Raw genomic sequence first — 19,526 nt, 5'->3', positions numbered from 1 at the left:
AGGGGTCAGGCCGGGAAGGTTCTCTCTACCCACTTCCAGCTGAACCGGGCGCTCTCGTCCGGCTCCATGCTGGCTCGGTCCACCTCGAGGATGATCCACCCCGCGAAGTGTTCGCCCAGAGCAGTGATGACGGCGTCCAGGTCGATGTCCCCGAGCCCGGGCTCGAGGAAGAACCGCTGGTCCGAGACCTCGTAGTAGGCACTCGGCTTCGCCCGGCTCGCCGCCGCGATGGTCAGGTCGAGGTCCTTGACGTGCACGTCGACAAGTCGGTCCTGGTGCTTCTGCAGGAACGGCGCACACGGCATACCCGCCCACTCGAGGTGACCGATGTCGAAGGAGGCGCCGAGCAGGGAGGCGTCGAGCTGGTCCAGCGCGTACTCGATCTCGTACTCGGTCTCGATGAGGGAGCCGACGTGGTTGTGCAAGCCCGGGCGGATGCCCTCGGCCTGGAGCACCTCGGCCGCATGACCGAGGTACTCCACCTGACGGTCGAGCATCGACTGGTCGAAGAATGCACCCACGGCGGTGGCGTCCACCACGCGCGGGGCCGCGAGATCCATCTCAGCGGCGAGGAAGACGGTCTCGAGCCCCAGGTAGTTCGACTCCTCGGCGCGCCGCCGCACGGGGTCGAACCACCTGATCCACTCGGGACTGCCCTGGCGCAGGGAAAGGCCCTTGGCCTCGGGCGGCGCGATCTGGATGTAGCCGGGGGCCGGCCGCAGACCGGCCTCGTCGAGCATCGTGCGGTATGCCTGCAAGGTCTGGGTGTCCAGCACCTCCATCATGACCGCGTCGAACCCGGAGGCGCGGATCGTGCGGTGCACGTCGAGCTGCTCCGCCACCCACGTGGGGTCGGCGTAGCGCCACAGGCGCGGCTCGCCCGGGGCGGGCTTGAGGTTGATCCACTGGATGGCGTTGAGGGCGACCTGGGATCGCTTGATGGTCATGGGATTCCTGTCGGGAGGCTAGGCGGGTTCGACTGTCGGATCAGCTGTGAGATCAGCCCTTGACGGCGCCGCCGAGGATGCCTCGGACGAAGTAGCGCTGCAGACCGACCATGATGACGAGCGGGATGAGCACGGAGATGAAGGTCGCGGCCATCATCGTGCCCTCGCCCTGCCCTGTGGTCTGCACGAGACCGGCGACCTGGACCGTGATCGGCGCGGGCAGTTCTGAGCCGCCGAGGAAGAGCAGCGGGATGAGCAGGTCGTTCCACGACCACAGGAACTGCATGATGGCCAGCGACATCATCACGGGCACCGAGAGGGGCAGGACGACCGATCGGAAGATCCGCAGTGGCGATGCGCCGTCGATGCTGGCCGACTCGAAGAGCTCCTTGGGGATCCCGACCATGAAGCCACGCAGCAGGAAGATGCCGAAGGGCACCGTGAACCCCACCTGGTAGATCCAGACCGCAGGGACCGTGCCGTTGAGGCCGAGCGTGTTGAACAGCCTCAGCAGTGGCACCAGGGTCACCTGCACGGGGACGACGAGCATCGCGACCAACAGCAGGGACAGCGCGGTCCTGCCCTTGAAGGACATCTGGGTCAAGGCGTAGGCGCCCAGGGCCGAGATCGCGGTCGTGAGGACCGTGACGGGAATGGCGATGGCGAGCGAGGTGGCGATGCTGTGCCCGACACCGATGACGGAGAAGGCTTCCTGGTAGTTGAAACCCGTGAACAGGGGGTTGGTGAAAGCCGTCCACCAGCCTGTGGCGGCGTTGTCGGACTGGGTGCGGAGGGAAGAGATGAACAGGGCCAGGACCGGAGTGAACCAGACGACGGACAGCAGCCCCACGACGATGTGGATCAGGAGACGCGCCGGAGCCGGAAGCCTGCGACTGCGCCGGTTGGACCGGACAGGCAACGAGGTGGCCTGGGCCTGCAGCTCGCCGGGTCGGATGACGGGTGCAGTGGTCATGACGTGGCCTCCTCCGCACGGAACTGGCGGATGTTGATGAAGACCACCGGGAGCGCCACCACGAGAAGGATGACGGCGATCGCACTGGCGTGGCCGAGGTTGTTGGCGGCGAACAGCTCGTAGTACATGCGGTTGGCGATCGTGTTGGTGTTGAAGTTGCCGTTGGTCATGACGTAGACGATGTCGAAGATCTTGAGCGCGAAGATCACCTCGGTGGTGACCACGACCATGACCGCCGGCAGGATCGAGGGAAGCGTGATGGACCGGAAGACCCGCCACTCCCCCGCCCCGTCCAGCCGGGCCGCCTCGAGCAGCTCGACGGGCACGTTCTTGACGGCAGCGGAGAGGATCAGCGCTGCCACCCCCAACGATGACCAGACGGCCACGAAGATCAGGGCCAGCGTGTTGACGAACTCGGTCTGGAGCCACGCGACCGGCTCGTTCCCCGGGATCAGCGTCCACAGCTCGTTGAGGAGCCCGCGCTGCTCAGCTCCCGGCGGGCTGTAGGTGTAGATCTGCCGCCAGATGATCGAGCCCGCGGTGAAGGAGATCGCGGTCGGCAGCAGGATGAGACTCATCGCGACCCGTTCGTACCGGACCCGGTCGAACAGCACGGCCACGACGAGCGCCAGCGCCACGGTGATGAGGGGGAACGCCACCAGCCAGATGACGTTGTTCCCGACAACGCTGCGCATCTCGTCGCCGAAGGCCCACGCGAAGTTCTGGGCTCCTACGGCCCGGTCGCCCTTGGCGTCGAGGAAGGCGTAGACGATGGTCGCGAGCAGGGGGTAGAGGAGGATGACGCCGATGATGAGCAGTGGCAGGAGCAGCCACACCCAAGGGCGGATACCACCGATGCGTCGTCCGCCGAACCGGGTGAGGATGCCCTCACCCAGTCCGAGCAGGAGATAGACGACAGCGGGGATGACGACCGCTCCGATGAGGATCAGTGCAGGAACGCTGGTCAGTGGATCCATGGTGTCCGCCCTTGGGATGGCTGGTGGATGTGGAGCTACTTGGCGCTGGCCGCGGCCTGGATGCTCTGCAGCACCGAGTCCAGGCTGGAGGGCTTCTGCAGGTAGGACACGACGCCCTTGAAGAAGGCCGTCTGGACGGCCGAGTTGGCCATCACGTTGGGCCCGGTCGAGAGCTGGACGTCCTTGGCTCCGGAGAAGTAGGTCTGTGCCGTCTTCTTGAGCAGCGGGCTCTTGTAGGTGTCGGGCGACACCGTGAGGTCGGCGACCGGCCACTGGTCGGCCGACGCGAGGAGGGCCTGTGCTTCGTTGGAGGCGACGTACTTCAGGAAGGCCCGGGTCGTCGGGGTGTCCTTGAACGCGGTCGTGACCGTGGTCTGGAAGATCTCGGTGCCGTCATGGCCGTTGCCGAAGCCGGGGACACGGAAGAAGTCGAGGTTCTCGGTCGGCTTGACGTCCTTGCCGATCAGCCCGGGCACCCAGGCTCCCCAAAGGGAGAGCTGGCAGGTCGGCTTCGCCGCGACGAGCCCGTTGTACCCGGTGGCGATCGGTGAGGCCAGGGCACCGGCGCGACCGCCGCTGACCTTCTTGTCGTTGGTGGCGATCTTGCCGAACTCCTCGAAGGCGTCCTTCACCTGGGGGCTGGTCCACGAGAGCTCGCTGGCGCCCCACTGGCGGAGGAGTTCAGGACCGTACTTCTTCGCGAAGATGTTCTCGATGAACTGGGCGCCCGGGAAGCCGCTACCGCCGCCGGCGTCCTCGGCGATGCACCACGTCTGCTGGCCCTTGGCGGCCTGCTCGTCGGTGTACTTCACCAGCTCGTCCCAGGACTTGGGCTCCTTGGGTCCCTGGTAGGTCTGCGGGTTGTACCAGACCATGAAGTTGTTGAAGCCCTGGTAGAGACCGAAGGTCTTGCCGTCGACCGTCACGCCCTTGACCAGGCTGTCGCCGAAAGTGCTCGTGAGCTTGTCTGCGCCGACGATGGAGCCGACGTCGACGAGCTTGCCCTGCTTGGCGTATTGGGTGGCGACGCCGACCGACTGGTCGACGATGGCCGGCGGGTTGCCGGCCGAGACCCGGGACTGGACGATGTTGTTCTCGTCCTGGGTGCCCGTGTAGTTGACCTTCGTGCCCGTGGCGTCGGTGAAGGCCTTGTAGACGCCCTTGAGGACGTCGCCCTCTGCGCCACCGTTGACACCGATCATCTCGATCGACGCGTCGAGCTTCTGGCCGCCCGCGAGCTGCTTGGCCGCGTCAACGGCCTTCTGGTAGAGCGCGGCGTCCAGGCGGGCTGGAACGGCACCCTTGCTCTGCGACGCGGCGCCCGACTGCTGGTCCGATGCGCAGGCGGTGAGGGACACGACCACGGCCGCGGAGAGGCCGACGACGGCTCCCATGCGGGCCCGGCCTGCCCCCTGTGTGGATGAGAACATTGCTCTGACTCCGATCTGGATCTTGGCTGGGTGGTGCGGAGGTTTGGCTGGGTGGTGCGGAGGTTTGGCTTGGTGGTGCGGAGGTTTGGCTAGGTGCTGCGGAGTTTTCTCGAGTAGGGAGTGGAGGTTTCCGGCTCAGGGGCGGGAATCGGTGGGGTCGCCGGCAGGTGCCGCCGGGACCGAGGAGGAGGCATCTGTCCAGGCGCCGTTGCTGGCAGCAGACGTCAGCACGGCGGAGGTGAGAACGGCAGCGCGCAACCCGGCCGCGGCGGTGGGCAGGCCCGGGACGTCGTGACCAGCCACGACGCGGTACGCGTCGCCGACGAAGGCGTTGAACGCGTCCTGGTACCCCATCGGGTGACCCACCGGCACCGTCACCAGGCGGGCCGCGTCCTCGCTGAGCGTGGCTGCGTCACGCACCAGGATCCGCGAGTCCTGCCGCTGGCCGCGCCACAGCGTGTCGGGCGCCTCCTGCTCGAAGAGGAGGGAGGCCGTGGTGCCCATGACCTCGAGGGCGAGATGGTTCTTCCGACCGGCAGCCATCTGGGACACCATTGCGGTGCCCAGTGCTCCCCGTTCGGTCTCGAACAGCAGGGCCGCGAGGTCCTCGGTGCGGACCTGGACGCCACCGCGCTCGGGCAGCACCGTCCGGGTGCGCGCTGAGAGTCGGGCGATCCGGTCGCCCAGGACGAACTCGACCAGGTCGCACAGGTGCGAGCCGATGTCTGCGAAGGCGCGAGAGGGACCGCCGAGCCGGTCGTCGACCCGCCAGTCGTCATCGCCCGGCTCCAGCAGCCAGTCCTGCAGATAGCAGGCCGAGATGCTGTGGACCTCACCCAGATCTTGTGCCTGGATCCGGGCAGCCGCCTCGCGAACCATCGGGTGGAAGCGGTAGACGAAGGGCACGGCCACGGTGAGCCCGTTGTCGGCGGCTGCCTGCTGGATCCGCTGGGCGTCCTCCACGGTGGTCGCCAGGGGCTTTTCGCAGACCACGTGCTTCCCAGCCGCCAGCGCGGCCACGGCCAGGTCAGCATGGGTGACATTGGGGGTGCAGATGTGCACCACGTCGACGGTGGGCTCGGACAACAGCTCCTGGACGGAGGAGAAGGGCTGGGCGCCGACGCGACCAGAGGCAGCCAGCGCGCTCTCAGGCGACGAGGACGCCACGCCGATGAGGCTGCCACCCGACGCCCGGACGGCCCGAGCATGGACGAGACCCATGAAGCCACCCCCGATCAGGCCAGCTCCCAGGGACGGCGTGGCCAGCTCTGGTGAGGTCTGGTGCGCTGCCGCGAGGGGTGTCGTCGTTGTCACAGGTCACATCAAACGGCGCCGGCATACTTTTGTCAATAGATTGAGCAAAAGTTGCAACGCATGTGGCATCTTTGTTTTATGGACTGCGCAAGATACGCTGACGCAACCACGGCTAGGAGGGGAAAGCGATGAGCGTGACGACCGGGGCAGAGCAGTCGCTGCTCGGCACGGACGGTGTCGACCAGCTGTTCCAGCTGCTTCGTGACGCCCGCCCCCGAACGCGCGCCCAGCTCGCCTCGCAGCTCGGCTTGTCGCGGGCAACCGTGGCAGCGCGCATCGACCGACTGCTGGAGCTGGGTCTGGTGAGCCCCGTCGAGGGTGCCGCGTCCAGCGGTGGCCGCCCCCCATCGCAGTTCGCCTTCAACCCGACTGCGCGACTTGCACTCGCCACGGACCTGGGAGCCAGCCACGCGGCGGTGGCCCTCACCGACCTGACCGGGTCGATCATCGCCCGCCAACGAACGTCCCTGAAGATCGCCGAGGGACCCGAGCGTGTGCTGGGCTGGGTGGTCGAAGCAGCGCGTGCGCTCCTGGAGAGCGCGGGTCGGAGCTCAACCGACCTCGTGGCCGTCGGCATCGGACTTCCGGGTCCGGTCGAGTTCGCCACGGGCCGGCCGATCAACCCACCGATCATGCCGGGATGGGACCGTTTCGACGTGCCGGGATGGATCCGACAGCACTTCAATATCCCTGTGTTGGTGGACAACGACGTGAACATCATGGCCCTCGGAGAGCAGTCGCACGCCTGGCCCGGCATGGAGCACTTCATGCTCGTGAAGGTTGCCACCGGGATCGGATCCGGAATCATCTCCGGCGGACGACTGCAACGGGGCGCCCAAGGCATTGCAGGCGACCTGGGCCACGTGCAGATCTCCCGCGGAGCGACCGTCCCCTGCCACTGCGGCAACTATGGCTGCCTCGAAGCAATGGCCTCAGGTCCCGCCATCGCCGCCACCCTGACACGAGCGGGTGTACCGGCGAACTCGGGCGCCGACGTCGTCGAGCTCGTGAAGGCCGGAGACCTGATGGCGATCCAGGCCGTCCGTCAAGCGGGCCGTGACATCGGCGAAGTGCTCACCACGTGCGTCAGCCTGATCAACCCCGCGGTGATCGCCCTCGGAGGGTCCATCTCGGCCGTGGGCGAGCACCTGCTCGCCGGTGTACGCGAGGTCGTCTACTCACGCTCCATGCCCTTGGCCACCGAGCACCTCCAGATCGTCCAGGCCCGAGCCGGCGCCGATGCAGGCCTCATCGGTGCCAGCATGCTCGCCATCCACGACGCGCTCGGCCCGCAGCGGCTCGCACCGCCGTCGTAGGTCATCCATGCTGCGCCCAGGACACCACCACCCTCGAGCGGAAGAACCGCGACGGACTCTGGCAGTTCACGCCAGACCCCGAAGCAGTCGGACGTGACAACCGTTGGTATGCCGCGCCGCTCGCCGGAGCGCGCCACATGCCCGTGCCGGCCGGGAGCACCGGCTCGGTCGGCTGGATGGTCCAGACCGTCGGCATCCGCACCGTCGAAGTGCGTGGCAATGAGTTCCTCATCAACGGAGAGCCCTTCTAGTTCAAGGGTTTCGGGATGCACGAGGACCACGCGATCATCGGCAAGGCCCACCCAGCATCGTGGTGTGGTCGATCGCGAACGAGCCCGAGTCCCAGACCGAGGGCGCCGAAAACTACTTCAGACCGCACTTCGACGTCGCCCGCGTTCGCGCTGCGCGTCGCTGGCGCAACCTGAGGTGACCCGGGCCGGATCAGGCGGGTGCCTTGGTGGCGCTGGGCACGCAGGACACACCCTTGTTGCTGCCCTTGTAGAACTTGTCGGCCTTGACCTTGGCGGACTCTCCGGGAGCGAGTGTCTGGGTGATCTGCTTGGAGCCGAGGACGGTACCCCCGTCGGTCTTGGCGACGGCCACCATCACGGTGTAGGTCACCTTCCCCTTGCCGGCGTTGGTGAGCTCTCCCGAGAACGACCAGGCACCCTCCGCGTAGGTGCACTTGGCGTCATGCAGCTCCTTGATCGCTCCGGCGGGCTGGCTCTTGGGTGGCTGAGCCGTCACGGTCGCCGGAGTACTGGAGCTCGGGGTGGCCGCCCCCTTCTCCCCCTGGCACCCCGCTACGGCCAGTAGCACGGCGCCGAGGACGGCACCCTTCGTCACGATGGAAGGCGAGCGCATACGTCAACTATCTCCTTGGTTCGTCAATCTGCTACTTGCGCTGTCTGTCATGGGCGCTGTCATTGGCGCTGTCACTGTGCGGTCACTTGCGGTGTCGGCCCGCAGGGGCGGCCGAGCGAAGCTCACCGCGCCGGCGACCGAGCAGCAGCAGGAAACCGACCATCAGCAGGGCGAGCGCAGCTCCCAGCATGGTGAAGGCGTTGCTTCCCGTGAAGGCGAGACCATCCGGAAGGGGGCTCGGGTCGTCGCGGAACTCCAGTGGCGGCGGCGAGGCAGCGGGCGGATCCACCGGAGTGGTAACGGCATCCGCATCGCGGACGACCTGCCCACCCGGCCGCTCACCGGTGGCGGTGGCGACGTTGCGCACCTGACCGGCGGTCACTTCTTGCGCTGTCACCCGGTGCCTGGTCACCAGTTCGCTGCAGGCGACCGACTCCCCCGGTCCGAGCGACCCCGTGGCGCACAGGGCGTCATCGATCCCCAGCATGGCGTCGGTGATCCGGATGGAGGTCAGCGTGACGGACCCTGAGTTGGTGACGGTGAATCCGTAGTCGATCGTCTCACCAGCATCAGCTGTGCCGTCGCCGTCCGTGTCGGTGAGGGTCGCCGACTTTCGCAGCGTGATGGCGCCCGAGCCAGCCGTCTGGAACGAGACCGAGCCATCGGCCGTCACGCTGCTTCCAGTGGGGCCGCGACCCGTCACGGTGGCTGCGTTCTCCACGTGACCGGCGTCGAGGTCGGCCTGGGTCAGTGCGTAGGCCGGGGCGGCGCAGGTGCGCGAGGCGCCCGGAGCCAAGGGGCCGGAACCGCACGGCATACCGGCCAGCGCCAGCTTGGCGTCGGTCACGGCCACCGGTTCCAGGGTGGTGGCACCCCTGTTGGTGACGGTGAACGAGTAGGTGACCGAGTCGCCCACGTCCGTGCCGTTGCCGTCGAGGTCGGTCACCGCGCTGGCGGACTTCACCAGCCCGATCGCGCTGACCGGGGTCAGCGTGACGGCTGCGGTGTCGGTGACCGAGGGAACCGGACCCTGCGGGCCGGTCGCCACGAGCGTCGCCGTGTTGTCCACGCGTCCGCGGTCGATGTCCGCCTGCGTCAGCACGTATGCCGCGGCGGTGCACGACATCGACGTGTGGGCTGCGAGCGTCGTCGACGGGCAGGTCACCGTGCCGAGCCTCGGGTCGGTCACCTGCACCCCGGTCAAGGTGAGGTTGGAGGTGTTGGTGACCTCGAACGTGTAGGTCACGGAGTCGCCTGCGTCGGTCACCGTGGCGAGCGCCCCCGCACCGACGGTCGGCGCACCGGCCTGCTTGACGAGCGTGACGGTCGCGAGGTTGTCCATGTCCACGGTGGCGGTCGACCCATCGGTCGGATCGGGGCCCACCGCGGCGTCACCGGTCGCGGTCGCGACGTTGACGACGGCTCCCGCGTCGATGTCAGCCTGCGTGAGCACGTACGGCGTCGGCCCGTCACAGGTGGCGGTGCGGCCGGGAGCCAGCGAGGCGACACACGTGAAGGCGGGGCCACCGAGCCTGCTGTCGGTGATGGTCACAGGGGCCAGGGTGGTGGTGCCGTCGTTGGTGACGGAGAAGGTGTAGTCCACCGTGTCACCGGCGTCAGGGCCGTTGCGGTCGAGGTCATTGACCGCCGATGCCGCCTTGGTCAGGGACAGGGCATTGGTCGGGGTCAGGTCGACCCGGGCGATGTCCGTGTAGCTGACGGGTGCACCGGTCGGCGGGGTGCCCGACACGGACGCGAGGTTGTCCACCCTGCCCGCGTCGATGTCCGACTGGAGCAGCGTGTAGCTGAACGCGCAGGTAGCGCCGGCACCGGGAGCCAGGGCACTGCCGCCGTCACACACCACGGAGTCGAGGCCGAGCTTGGCGTCGGTGACACGCACCGGGTCGAGGGTGACGTCGCCCGTGTTGGTGACGAGCAGCGTGTAGACGACCGTGTCGCCCGCATCGGTCACGGTGTCGACCCGACCCTTGGCAGTCGTCGGCGTCCCGGCGGACTTCTCGATCGTCACGGACGGGTCGCTCGCGACGGTCGTGACTGCGGTGTCCGTTCCGGTGGCCGGCGGGTCGCTCGGCTTCGGGGGCAACGCGGTGGCGGTCGCCGTGTTGGTGATGCCGCCGTCGTCGACCTCGTCCTGGGTGAGGGCGTGCACCGCGGTGCAGGTGGTCGACTCGCCGGGGGCCAGCGTGGCCACGCACTGCAAAGCCGCGAGGTTCAGCGCCGGGTCGGCGATCGAGACGATGGACAGGGTCGTGTTGCCGGCGTTGCGCACGGTGAAGCCGAAGGTGATCCGGTCTCCGGCGTCCGGACCGTTGCCGTCGACGTCGGTGACCGCCGCCGCCGTCTTGGTCAGGTCGATCACCGGCACCTCGGCGATCGTCACCGAGGTGGACGACGGGGCCGACGTCACCGGGGTGGTGAGGTACGGCGGGGTGCCCTGGGCGGTGGCGGTGTTGTTGACCGCGCCGGCATCGACATCGGCCTGCGTCGTCGTGTAGGCGCAGGTGAAGATCCAGGTCTCGCCGTTCTGCAGGATGCCGTCGGCGTTGGTGTCACCCGAGGAGTAGTTCGGGGTGCAGCGGCTGTCGTTGACCCTCGGCGACGTCAGCTGGACCACGCCCGGGTTGGTCACGGCGAAGCGGTAGTTCACGGTCTGCCCTGCGCCGGTGAGGGGGCTCGGGACCGTCGAGGAGATCGACTTCGTGAGGGCGATCGCCGGAGCGGGCGGGACCGGTGGCGCGATGCAGGCCGCGTTGTCCGTGGTCGCGCCCTGCTCCTGGCCCGCGGCGAGAGCCACCGAGTTGTACAGCCCGGTGCCGGTGCCTGCGCATGCACTCGCCTGGGTGGCATTCGTGTAGTGGAAGGTGACCGTGACGTTGTAGGTGTGAGTGACACCGACTGCAATGGTCGTGCCCGCGGCGCCGATGGCGAACGGTCCGGCCCCAGTGGCGCTGCCCGTCGCCTGACCGGTCCACGACGCGCCCGTGACGGCGAGATTGGGGGCGAAGGCGGGGGTGTCGGTGATGGGACCGTAGGTGCCCGAAGCCGTGCCCGTGTTCGAGACCCGCACGGTGTAGGTCGCGGTGTAGTTGCCTGCGGCGTTCGGGCCCGAGACGGTGCCGCCGGTCTTGGAGAGGTTGAGGCTCGGGGCGGTCACGGTGACCGTCCAGGTGTCGGTGTTGGTGACGGTGGCGCCGGAGAGAGTCCCGATGCCCGTGGCGGTGGCCGTGTTGGTCGTCGTGGTGGTCAGGCTGGCGGCACAGGTGAAGACCCACGTCTCCAACGGCTGGAGGATGTTGTCGCCGTTGACGTCGCCGGTCTTGGTGGCCGGCACCGAGCACCTGTCGTCGGTCAGCGTGACGTTTCGCAGTGGTTCGAGCTGCCCGGTCACCGCGTAGGTGTAGGTCACCGCCACGGGTGAGACGCCGGTGGAGACGTTTGCCGTCTTGTCGACCACAATGCCCGAGCGGCTCAGGGTGACGGGGTGGTCCTCGATCTCCCCACCGACCGCCGCGGTGGTCGGACTGGGCGTCGCCACCGTGCCGGGAAACAGTCGCAGCCGGAGGAAGGACGCCCCGGCCGAGGCGGTGAGGTTGACCGGCCAGGTGAGGGTGGCCGTGGTGGCGCCGGCGGGAACCGAGGCGGTGACCAGTTCCGTGGCCTGGAACGCGCCGTCGCGGTTGAAGTCCACCCACCCGGCGAGGGTGGCAGTCGCGCCAGTGGTGTTGCGCAGGGGAACGGCGAGACTCATGGCGCCGTTCGTGATGAACGTCGGCGTGCCGCTCACCGCGTCCTCGTCGTCGCTGCCGGTGGTGTCGTCACCCGTCGCGCCGGCCGTGACGGCGGCTGCCGCCTCCATGTCGCGGGTGGCGCCGAGCGCGAGGGTGGGCGTGCTCGGCGCGCCCACGATGCCGGACAAGGTGTGCGACGCGGTGGCGGTGCCGTAGCTGGCCGGGGCATCGCCGAAGTCGGTGTCGAAGAAGGTGACCGACGCGGTCGGCGGCGGGTTGAGCCCGATCAGTCCGGTGACGTTGGCCGCGCCGTTGCTGTAGCTGCCCGCAGCCGAGGCGGTCACGGAGACGGACACGGTGCAGGTCGTCGCGCCGGCGGCGAGGTCCGCGCCGGCGACGGTGACCACGGACCCGCCGGCGGTCGCGCCCACGGTCCCGTTGCCACACGTGGTGCTGGTGGCAGGAGTCGATGAGACCACGAGCCCGGCGGGCAAGGTGTCGGTGAAGGCCATGTCGTTCTTGGCCAGCAGGTCGCTGGTGTTGGTGATCGTGAAGGTCAGCGTTGAGTTGCCACCCACGACGAGCGACGCCGGCGAGAAGGCCTTGTCCAGGGCGGGCGTGACGTCCTGGACCTGGATGTTGTCGAAACCGCCGTCGTTGCCGAGCGTGATCCCGGACGTGTTGTAGGCGGCGACGCCCAGGCTCGAGCCGGGGAACAAGAAGGCGGAGTCCGCTCGCAGACGACTGACGAACCCGCTCATCGTCGCCGAGCCCACCGTGAGCGGCCGGCTCACAGTGAAGGCCTGCCTGCTGGCGTCGCGACACGGGTTGAGCGGGGCACCCACGTCGGTCCGGGTGGCGCCGCTCACCAGCTGGAACTGGAACTTCGGGTCGCTCGGCTGCGGGCTCGTGATGGCCCCACTGCAGTTGCCCGCCACGGCGTCGACGGCGAAGGTGTAGAAGTGGTTGGGGCTGACCGGGATGCCCAGGTTGGTCTGGAACATTCGCGACGCGGTCGGGCCCGTGGGGAGCGTGTCGCAGCCGCCGGACGGGATGTTACCGGCGGTGTCCTGGGTGCACTCGGTGTAGGACGACACCATGTGGTTGTCGTCACCGCCGCCGACGACCGAGCCCAGTGCGCGCGCCAGCGTGCGGATGCCGTTGTAGCTCTGCACGGTCGTCAGCGGGCTGCACTGGTTGGCCTGGGTGCTCGTGGTGGTGGCCCAGGCCGGGGCACCACCGTTGGCCACGTTCAGCCCGTTGTTGTAGCTCAGCACGATGCCGTCGCACCGGTCACCGTTGATCCAGTTGGCATCTGCGGTGTACGTCTGTCCGGCCGGGGTGGTCCCGACGTACTGGGTGGCTCCGCCGGCGGTGGTGAACGCCTTCGCACCGGTCGCCGTGTTGTCAGCGTTGTTCTCGAAGTCCTCGTTGAAGACGACGACCGGGGGGTTGGGGACACCGGGCGCCGCCGCCGCCTGGTGCAGTGGGGCGGTGGCGACGAGCTGGACCCCGGCACCGAGGACAGCCACCAGCGCGACGACCACCATCGACCCGGCACGACTGCGCCCGCGCGGTGTCCACGCCCGGATCAGGCCGCGGCGATGCAGCCCACCACGCGGTCCGCGCGCGGGGGTGCCCGGTGTGGTGACGCCCAGGTTGTTCACGTTGTCCATGCCGCCTTCGACCCAGCCTTCGACCTAAGGGGGGGTGCCAGGGCCAGGCAGCCACGACACGGGAGATCCCCACAAGAGGCAGACTCGCCAGGGGCTGTCGTGTGACGGCGGTTTGTCCGAATGTGAGGGCCGTCATGCGGGGACGCCCGTCAGCATCGGCCGAACGGACGAGGACGCCCGTGGCCCGAACGGGCTTCCCTAGCCCGGGATACCACGCGCGCCGTGACGGTCACTTACTGGGCGCTCCCGCGCTGACGTCAGCGGAAGCCGAAGAACTCCAGGGCGGCCCACGTCGGAGGCCCGATCTGTCGCCCGGCGGCGCTGACTCCGGCCCCTGACACCCCCGCGCGACGCTGGAACTCCGCGATCACCTTCGAGGTCTCGCGGCCGTAGATCTTCGACGTCACCTCGAGGTGGGAGTACAGCGGGAAGGTGCGGTTCATGAACTTCTGCACCGCGAGCACCAGGGCTCCCCGGTCACCCTCCTTGAGCACCGGTCGCACGATGTGGGGAGCCGTCGAGGGCGACCCGTCCAGCCGGTCGCGCCAGACCCGGAGCTTGTTCATCGCGTCGTTCGCGTACTTCTCGGCCGCAGGGCCTGAGCCGTTGAAGGCCCGGAAGCCCTTCTTCACACCCAGAGCGGTGATGTGGCCGGACAGGATCTCGAAGCCGACCAGGGCGTTGACCCGCCAGTCGTGGCAGCCTCCCCGCGCGTCCGCCCGGTCCTGGAAGGGGGGAAAGGTCAGCTGGCAGGGGCCCACCCCCTGGGCGCCGAACGACGCACGGTGCTCCTTGTACTTCTTGTAGTTCTGCTTGGTGACCGGGCCCCCCTTCTCGTAGAAGCCCCCGGTCTCCACGGCGTCGTGGCCGTAGATGTTCCGGCCGCCGCCCGACTCCTTCTCCAKGAGAGTGGCTGCGGCAGCGAGCTCGAGTCCGGCCAGCGCCGCGAGCTCCACCACCTCCGGCGCRCGCTTGGTGCCGAACTGGGTGAGGATGTCTGCTGCCGCCATGGTGCGCCTCCGCCGCTGTCGAAGCAGCGCGGACGGCCCGCCCTGTGGCAGGTCACAGCGTCTCGCGCCGCGAACCCCTGCCGAGCCCCCTACAGAGAGCGCCCGTTCACGTCCAGTGTGGCCGACATGGGTGCGGTCGGCCTCGTTCATCTGCACTAGCCGTCGATTCGCACAGCCCGTGACTGACCCACTGCGGGCATCGGCCCCCTCGGCGCGTCCCGCGTGGCGAGACGTGCGCCTCTTCCCGTGGACGACGCTCCTGAGGTCGTGCTCCACTGGTGCCATGTCTTCGACCACCGCGGCGCACCGCATGCACATGGGCTCCATGTGCAGCGGCGTCATGCGGTGTTGCTGCTGCGCCTGACCTCAGCCCGCACCAGCCCCGGCGCCCCATCGTGAGCGCGCCGCCCGATCGGAAGACGAAACCATGGCTTCACCCCTCCTCAGCCACGCGGCATACCACCGCATCCACCTCGACCTGCACCTGACGCAGGGCTCGCTCTGTCGCCGAATGTGTTGCCACGCACCGCATTCCGACCGCTCGACCCTCACCCATGATCAGGAGCAGGACCATGACCGCCATCACCACCGCCGGCACACCCGGCGTCAACCGCTTCACTCGTAGCCAGCTGCTGCGCACCGCACGGCTGTTCGCCACCGACCCCGACCTCGAGCGCGAGGTCGACCTCGACGCCACCGAACGGAGCTGGCGCCGGCTCGACGCCACCGCCCACCTCGAGATCTGGCTGATCCACTGGCCTGTCGGATCTTCCACCGGCTGGCACGACCACCTCCAGTCGGAGGGCGCCTTCCTCACCGTCAAGGGCGAGCTCGCCGAGCAGTCCTGGTCGGGAGGCTCGGCGCAGGACCGCTACCTCTGGGAGGGCGAGGGTCGGTCGTTCGGCCCTCGCCACATCCACAACGTGGCCAACCTCGGCGACCGCCCAGCGCTGTCGGTGCACGTCTACTCCCCCGCGCTGCAAGGCATGACTCGGTATGCCCTGCTGGACAACACCCTGCGCCAGACCGGCGTCGAGCGGGCGGGTGAGCAGTGGTGAGCGCCACGACCGTCCACTGGGAGACCCGCCTGTTCAGCGACCCGACCGCGACCCCGACCGCAGCACCGGCCGGTCGTGGCTGGGACGCCCCGACCTACGCCGGCATCGACGACCAGCTCAGGGACGCGCGCAGCAGGCTGGACCGGGTCAGCGCCCGCGGCGCCTACCAGGAGGTGCTCCACGGTCGCGCCGTCCTCGTCGACATCCGGCCGGCAGCGCAGCGCGCCTTCGAGGGCGAGGTCGCCCCCCACCTCGGACCGCTCGTCATCGAGCGCAACGTCCTTGAGTGGCGCTTCGACCCTCGGCACGAGGCGCGGCTCCCGATCGCCGCCTACGACACCCGTGTCCTGGTCCTGTGCCAGGAGGGCTTCACGTCGTCACTGGCCGCAGATGCGTTGCTGCGCTTGGGAATCCACCGGGCGACCGACATCATCGGCGGCTTCCGCGCGTGGCGCGAGGCAGGCCTGCCGATCGCCGGCTGAGGTGAGGTATGCCGCGGGGCCCAGCCCCGCGGCATACTTCGCCGTTGTGTGTGGCCCAGCCCTGCGGCTCAGCGGTGACGGCGGCGCGCCGCGCCCAGGCCGATCAGCGCGACGGCGGCAGCAGCGAGCGCCGCGATGCGTTCGGTGCGCAGGTCACCGGACTCGGTACGGGTCGCCTCGGTGAACCTGGTCCGGAGCGACTCGACCTGCCGTCGGGCGATCTCCTGCGGCGCCGTGCGGGTGTGCAGCTCGTCCACGGTGCCCGCGAGGCGCTCCCGCGCGGCGGCGATGTCGGCCTCGATCTGGTCGACGGACTTGGTGCCGTCGGCCGACGGCTTGGTCGTGTTCTCGCTCATGCGGGCTCCTTGGTGGATCAGGCGGGGAGAACGGGTCAGTCGAGGCCGAGGTCGCGGCGCAGCTTGGCGACGTGGCCGGTGGCCTTGACGTTGTACCAGGCGTGGGAGACCTTGCCGTCCTCGTCGACGACGACGGTGCTGCGGATGACGCCCTCGACGGTCTTGCCGTAGAGCTTCTTCTCGCCGAAGGCCGCGTAGGAGTTCATCACCGACCTGTCCGCATCCGACAGCAGCCGGATGGTGAGTCCGTCGTGCTCGCGGAACTTCGCCAGCTTCTCGGGCTTGTCGGGCGAGATGCCGAGCACCTCGTAGCCCTCGCGCTCGAGGGTGTTGATGTTGTCGCTGAAGTCGCAGGCCTGCGTGGTGCATCCCGGGGTCATCGCGGCCGGGTAGAAGTAGACGATCACCTTGCGGCCGCGCAGGTCGGAGAGGGACACCTCGCCGCCCTGGTCGTCGGGCAGGGTGAAGTCCGGGGCGGTGTCACCCGCGGTCAGTCGTTCGGCCACTGCTGTCTGCTCCTCGTCGTTCGGATAGTGTTATTGCGAGTCACTTGCAATAACGTGGCTGCCACCAGCGGTTCCCAACCTATCCCAGCCGGGCGACCGCCACCTCAGGACGACATCCACACGGCGCCCGGGCTCCGAATCACCAGGGCCTCAGGACGCCAACACCTCGAGAGACTGCAGCACCTCAGGACAGGAGCGAGCCGTGCACGTGCCCGACGGATTCCTCGACGCACCGACCTCGGTCGGCACGGCCGTCGTCGCGGTCGCCGGGGTGGGGCTGGCGTTGCGGGGTGCCCGGCGGGAGCTCGACGACCGCACCGCTCCCCTGGCCGGGCTCGTGGCGCTGTTCGTCTTCGCGACGCAGATGCTCAACTTCCCCATCGGTGCGGGCACGTCCGGCCACCTCCTCGGCGGCGCCCTCGCGGCGGTCCTGGTCGGTCCGTGGACGGCCACCCTCGCGATCACGGTCGTCCTGATCGTGCAGGCCACCCTGATGGCCGACGGCGGCCTCACCGCACTGGGCACCAACATCACCCTGATGGGCCTGGTCGGGGTGTGGGTCGGCTGGCTCGTCTTCGTCGGCGTGCGCGCCCTGCTGCCCCAGCGGCCGGCGTCGGTCGTCCCCGCGGCGGCGGTGGCAGCCCTCGTCTCGGTGCCGACGGCAGCGTTGGGGTTCTCGGTCCTGTTCGCCATCGGCGGGAACGCCGACGTGCCGTTCTCGACGGTGGCCACCGCGATGGTGGGGGTGCACAGCATCATCGGACTCGGCGAGGCGGCCATCACCGCACTGGCCGTGTCGAGCATCGTCGCCGTGCGCCCGGACCTCGTCTACGGCGCCCGTCGGAGCCTGCGCCAACGCACCCTGACCATCCGCGAGGAGGTGCGGGCATGAGCACCCGCCGCCTCGTCGTCGTCGGCGTCCTCGTGTCGCTGTTCCTCGCGGGAGTCGTGTCGTTCTACGCCTCCAGCCACCCGGACGGCCTCGTGTTCGTGGCCGGGGAGAAGGGCTTCCTCGACTCTGCGGGCTCCCACGCCAGCGACGGCTCACCGTTCGCCGGCTATGCCACCCGGGGTGTCGAGAACGCCAGGCTCTCGGGCGGGATCGCCGGCGTCGCTGGCGCCACGCTCGTCTTCGTGCTCGCTGGTGGCCTCTTCCTGGCCGTCCGGCGCCGCCCGAGCAGCGACAGCGACCACGACAGCGACAACGACAGCGTCAGCGACACGTCCAGCCGCTCCTCCCGCGACGGGGACCGCTGACGTGGGCGCCGGACACGGCCACCACCTGCACTTCCACGGGCACTCGGTCGTCCACCGCCTGCCCGCCCATGCCAAGCTCGTGGCGCTGCTGGGCTTCGTCGTCACCGTGGTCCTCACCCCGCGGACGGCCTTCGCCGCGTATGCCGTCTACCTCGTCCTCGTCCTGGTCGCCCAGCGCTGCTCGCGAGTGCCGTTCGGCTACTACGCCAAGCGGATGGTCGTCGAGGTGCCCTTCGTGGGCTTCGCCCTCCTGATGCCGTTCGTGGCGACCGGGCCGCGCGTCGAGGTGGGACCGCTACGGCTCTCCGAGGGCGGCCTGCTCGCCGCCTGGGCACTCTTGGCCAAGGGCACCCTGGGCGTGATGGCCTCACTCGTGCTCGCGACCACCACCGAGCCGCGACACGTCGTGGCCGGGCTCGAACGACTGCGCCTGCCCCACCAGCTCGTGCAGATCATGGGCTTCATGGTGCGCTACCTCGAGGTGGTCACCGGCGAGATGGCACGGATGAAGGTCGCGCGGGACTCACGCGGCTTCCGGTCCCGGGACGTCCGGTCCTGGCCGGTCCTGGCCACCACAGCGGGTGCGCTGTTCATCCGTTCCTACGAGCGCGGCGAACGAGTGCACCTCGCCATGCTCTCCCGCGGCTACACCGGCCAGCTCCCGGTGACCCACCCCCTGACGGCGACCCGCGAGCAGTGGCGGCTGGCCGGCATACTCCCGGCTGCGGCACTGGCCACCCTGCTCGCGGCGGTGGCGCTGTGACCGCACCCGTCCTCGACGTCCGGGGCCTGGCCTACGCCTACCCCGACGGCCACCAGGCCCTGTTCGGCGTGAACCTCCATGTGCACCAAGGCGAACGCGTCGCCCTGCTCGGGCCCAACGGCGCAGGCAAGACGACGCTGGTTCTGCACCTCAACGGCATCCTCACGGCCGGCGCCGGCACCGTGGCCGTGTCCGGGATGCCCGTGACCAAGGACAACCTGCAGGAGATCCGGCGCCGGGTGGGGGTGGTCTTCCAGGACCCCGACGACCAGCTGTTCATGCCGTCGGTGCGCGCCGACGTCGAGTTCGGCCCGGCCAACCTCGGGCTGCGCGGTGCCGCCCTGGAGGCACGGGTCCTCGCAGCCCTCGACCGCGTGGGGATGGTCGACTTCATCGACCGTCCGCCGCACCACCTGTCGTTCGGGCAGCGTCGTCGCGTCGCCGTCGCGACCGTGCTGGCGATGGAACCCGAGATCCTGGTGCTCGACGAGCCGTCGTCCAACCTCGACCCCGCATCGCGGCGCGAGCTCGCCGACATCGTCCGCTCCCTCGACGTCACGGTGCTGATGGTCACCCACGACCTGCCGTACGCCTACGAGCTGTGCCCGCGGTCGGTCGTGCTGTCCGACGGGGTCGTCGTCGCGGACGGGCCCACCCGGGACGTCCTCACCGACGACGCCCTCATGGCGGCCCACCGGCTCGAGCTGCCGTTCGGGTTCGACCCGCGAGCCATCGCCGCTCCTCCCTCCTAGCCGCGACGTCACAGGGATCGAGGTCAACCAGATCCCGACGACAGACGTCTGGAGGGGTAGGGGCGCGGCCGCGCACCGGCACCCGCCCCGTCGCGC

Annotated in this window: 17 protein-coding genes; 7 read left to right on the top strand and 10 right to left on the bottom strand. The window is 69.1% G+C overall.

Annotation, left to right across the window (positions count from 1 at the left end; translation table 11 throughout):
* Window positions 1-5 precede the first annotated feature (5 nt).
* The 5 genes from AC1DVZ_RS02415 to AC1DVZ_RS02395 form a co-directional block, all read right to left on the bottom strand.
* The gene (locus AC1DVZ_RS02415; RefSeq protein WP_477616589.1) at window positions 6-947 is read right to left on the bottom strand and encodes a sugar phosphate isomerase/epimerase family protein; all 942 of its coding nucleotides are present in this window, start codon (window positions 945-947) and stop codon (window positions 6-8) included.
* A gap of 52 nt (window positions 948-999) precedes the next feature.
* Complete coding sequence (locus AC1DVZ_RS02410) at window positions 1,000-1,920, bottom strand: carbohydrate ABC transporter permease (RefSeq protein ID WP_477616588.1); 921 nt, start codon at window positions 1,918-1,920, stop codon at window positions 1,000-1,002.
* The gene (locus AC1DVZ_RS02405) at window positions 1,917-2,897 is read right to left on the bottom strand and encodes a carbohydrate ABC transporter permease (RefSeq protein ID WP_477616587.1); all 981 of its coding nucleotides are present in this window, start codon (window positions 2,895-2,897) and stop codon (window positions 1,917-1,919) included. Before AC1DVZ_RS02405 ends, AC1DVZ_RS02410 begins: the two co-directional genes overlap by 4 nt.
* Window positions 2,898-2,932: 35 nt before the next feature.
* Window positions 2,933-4,291, bottom strand: a complete 1,359-nt coding sequence (locus tag AC1DVZ_RS02400; RefSeq protein ID WP_477616586.1) for an ABC transporter substrate-binding protein — start codon at window positions 4,289-4,291, stop codon at window positions 2,933-2,935.
* Window positions 4,292-4,462: 171 nt separating this feature from the next.
* On the bottom strand, window positions 4,463-5,641 hold the full coding sequence (locus AC1DVZ_RS02395; RefSeq protein ID WP_477616585.1) for a Gfo/Idh/MocA family protein: 1,179 nt from the start codon (window positions 5,639-5,641) through the stop codon (window positions 4,463-4,465).
* Between the two features lie 128 nt (window positions 5,642-5,769).
* On the opposite strand from AC1DVZ_RS02395, the gene AC1DVZ_RS02390 reads away from it, so the two are divergent.
* A complete protein-coding gene (locus AC1DVZ_RS02390) occupies window positions 5,770-6,957 on the top strand; it encodes an ROK family protein (RefSeq protein ID WP_477616584.1) in 1,188 nt (395 codons plus the stop codon).
* A 441-nt stretch (window positions 6,958-7,398) separates the two neighbouring features.
* Here AC1DVZ_RS02390 and AC1DVZ_RS02385 read toward each other — a convergent pair whose 3' ends face one another.
* The 3 genes from AC1DVZ_RS02385 to AC1DVZ_RS02375 all read right to left on the bottom strand — a co-directional run bounded on the left by AC1DVZ_RS02385 (window position 7,399) and on the right by AC1DVZ_RS02375 (window position 14,256).
* Window positions 7,399-7,821: a hypothetical protein gene (locus tag AC1DVZ_RS02385; RefSeq protein ID WP_477616583.1), complete on the bottom strand. Its 423-nt coding sequence runs from the start codon at window positions 7,819-7,821 to the stop codon at window positions 7,399-7,401.
* An 82-nt stretch (window positions 7,822-7,903) separates the two neighbouring features.
* On the bottom strand, window positions 7,904-13,246 hold the full coding sequence (locus tag AC1DVZ_RS02380) for a beta strand repeat-containing protein (RefSeq protein ID WP_477616582.1): 5,343 nt from the start codon (window positions 13,244-13,246) through the stop codon (window positions 7,904-7,906).
* Between the two features lie 257 nt (window positions 13,247-13,503).
* On the bottom strand, window positions 13,504-14,256 hold the full coding sequence (locus AC1DVZ_RS02375; protein WP_477616581.1) for a peptidoglycan-binding domain-containing protein: 753 nt from the start codon (window positions 14,254-14,256) through the stop codon (window positions 13,504-13,506).
* 572 nt (window positions 14,257-14,828) lie between these two features.
* On the opposite strand from AC1DVZ_RS02375, the gene AC1DVZ_RS02370 reads away from it, so the two are divergent.
* Together AC1DVZ_RS02370 and AC1DVZ_RS02365 are read left to right on the top strand one after the other, a co-directional pair.
* Window positions 14,829-15,314 (top strand): cysteine dioxygenase, encoded by a 486-nt coding sequence (locus tag AC1DVZ_RS02370; RefSeq protein WP_477616580.1) that lies wholly within the window; start codon window positions 14,829-14,831, stop codon window positions 15,312-15,314.
* Window positions 15,311-15,796 carry a rhodanese-like domain-containing protein gene (locus tag AC1DVZ_RS02365; protein WP_477616579.1) on the top strand — a complete coding sequence of 162 codons (486 nt, stop codon included), beginning with the start codon at window positions 15,311-15,313 and terminating at the stop codon, window positions 15,794-15,796. Before AC1DVZ_RS02370 ends, AC1DVZ_RS02365 begins: the two co-directional genes overlap by 4 nt.
* Before the next feature lie 68 nt (window positions 15,797-15,864).
* On the opposite strand, the gene AC1DVZ_RS02360 is transcribed toward AC1DVZ_RS02365, so the two are convergent.
* Window positions 15,865-16,152: a DUF3618 domain-containing protein gene (locus tag AC1DVZ_RS02360; protein WP_477616578.1), complete on the bottom strand. Its 288-nt coding sequence runs from the start codon at window positions 16,150-16,152 to the stop codon at window positions 15,865-15,867.
* Window positions 16,153-16,187: 35 nt separating this feature from the next.
* Window positions 16,188-16,658 (bottom strand): thioredoxin-dependent thiol peroxidase, encoded by a 471-nt coding sequence (gene bcp, locus AC1DVZ_RS02355; RefSeq protein WP_477616577.1) that lies wholly within the window; start codon window positions 16,656-16,658, stop codon window positions 16,188-16,190.
* Between the two features lie 202 nt (window positions 16,659-16,860).
* Between bcp and AC1DVZ_RS02350 the strand changes: the two genes are divergently transcribed.
* Genes AC1DVZ_RS02350 through AC1DVZ_RS02335 form a run of 4 tightly spaced genes read left to right on the top strand, consistent with a single transcriptional unit; the run spans window position 16,861 to window position 19,430 of the window.
* Window positions 16,861-17,550, top strand: coding sequence for an energy-coupling factor ABC transporter permease (locus tag AC1DVZ_RS02350; protein ID WP_477616576.1), 690 nt, complete (start codon window positions 16,861-16,863; stop codon window positions 17,548-17,550).
* The gene (locus AC1DVZ_RS02345) at window positions 17,547-17,915 is read left to right on the top strand and encodes a PDGLE domain-containing protein (protein ID WP_477616575.1); all 369 of its coding nucleotides are present in this window, start codon (window positions 17,547-17,549) and stop codon (window positions 17,913-17,915) included. Before AC1DVZ_RS02350 ends, AC1DVZ_RS02345 begins: the two co-directional genes overlap by 4 nt.
* 1 nt (window position 17,916) lies before the next feature.
* Window positions 17,917-18,678, top strand: coding sequence for a cobalt ECF transporter T component CbiQ (gene cbiQ / locus AC1DVZ_RS02340; protein WP_477616574.1), 762 nt, complete (start codon window positions 17,917-17,919; stop codon window positions 18,676-18,678).
* Window positions 18,675-19,430, top strand: coding sequence for an energy-coupling factor ABC transporter ATP-binding protein (locus AC1DVZ_RS02335; RefSeq protein WP_477616573.1), 756 nt, complete (start codon window positions 18,675-18,677; stop codon window positions 19,428-19,430). The genes cbiQ and AC1DVZ_RS02335 overlap by 4 nt, the downstream gene beginning before the upstream one ends.
* Window positions 19,431-19,526: the final 96 nt, after the last annotated feature.

The sequence above is a fragment of the Pedococcus sp. P2_E5 genome (assembly GCF_056403895.1).
The sequence above is the reverse complement of the archived record's forward strand: the minus strand, read 5'-3'. Positions and strand labels throughout refer to the sequence as shown.

Excerpts from the sequence above, each read along its gene's own strand:
- AC1DVZ_RS02415 (WP_477616589.1), bottom strand. The coding sequence starts at position 947 with ATGACCATCAAGCGATCCCAGGTCGCCCTCAACGCCATCCAGTGGATC.
- AC1DVZ_RS02360 (WP_477616578.1), bottom strand. The coding sequence starts at position 16,152 with ATGAGCGAGAACACGACCAAGCCGTCGGCCGACGGCACCAAGTCCGTC.
- AC1DVZ_RS02400 (WP_477616586.1), bottom strand. The coding sequence starts at position 4,291 with ATGGGAGCCGTCGTCGGCCTCTCCGCGGCCGTGGTCGTGTCCCTCACC.
- AC1DVZ_RS02390 (WP_477616584.1), top strand. The coding sequence starts at position 5,770 with ATGAGCGTGACGACCGGGGCAGAGCAGTCGCTGCTCGGCACGGACGGT.
- AC1DVZ_RS02380 (WP_477616582.1), bottom strand. The coding sequence starts at position 13,246 with ATGGACAACGTGAACAACCTGGGCGTCACCACACCGGGCACCCCCGCG.
- AC1DVZ_RS02370 (WP_477616580.1), top strand. The coding sequence starts at position 14,829 with ATGACCGCCATCACCACCGCCGGCACACCCGGCGTCAACCGCTTCACT.
- AC1DVZ_RS02345 (WP_477616575.1), top strand. The coding sequence starts at position 17,547 with ATGAGCACCCGCCGCCTCGTCGTCGTCGGCGTCCTCGTGTCGCTGTTC.
- AC1DVZ_RS02385 (WP_477616583.1), bottom strand. The coding sequence starts at position 7,821 with ATGCGCTCGCCTTCCATCGTGACGAAGGGTGCCGTCCTCGGCGCCGTG.
- AC1DVZ_RS02405 (WP_477616587.1), bottom strand. The coding sequence starts at position 2,897 with ATGGATCCACTGACCAGCGTTCCTGCACTGATCCTCATCGGAGCGGTC.
- AC1DVZ_RS02410 (WP_477616588.1), bottom strand. The coding sequence starts at position 1,920 with ATGACCACTGCACCCGTCATCCGACCCGGCGAGCTGCAGGCCCAGGCC.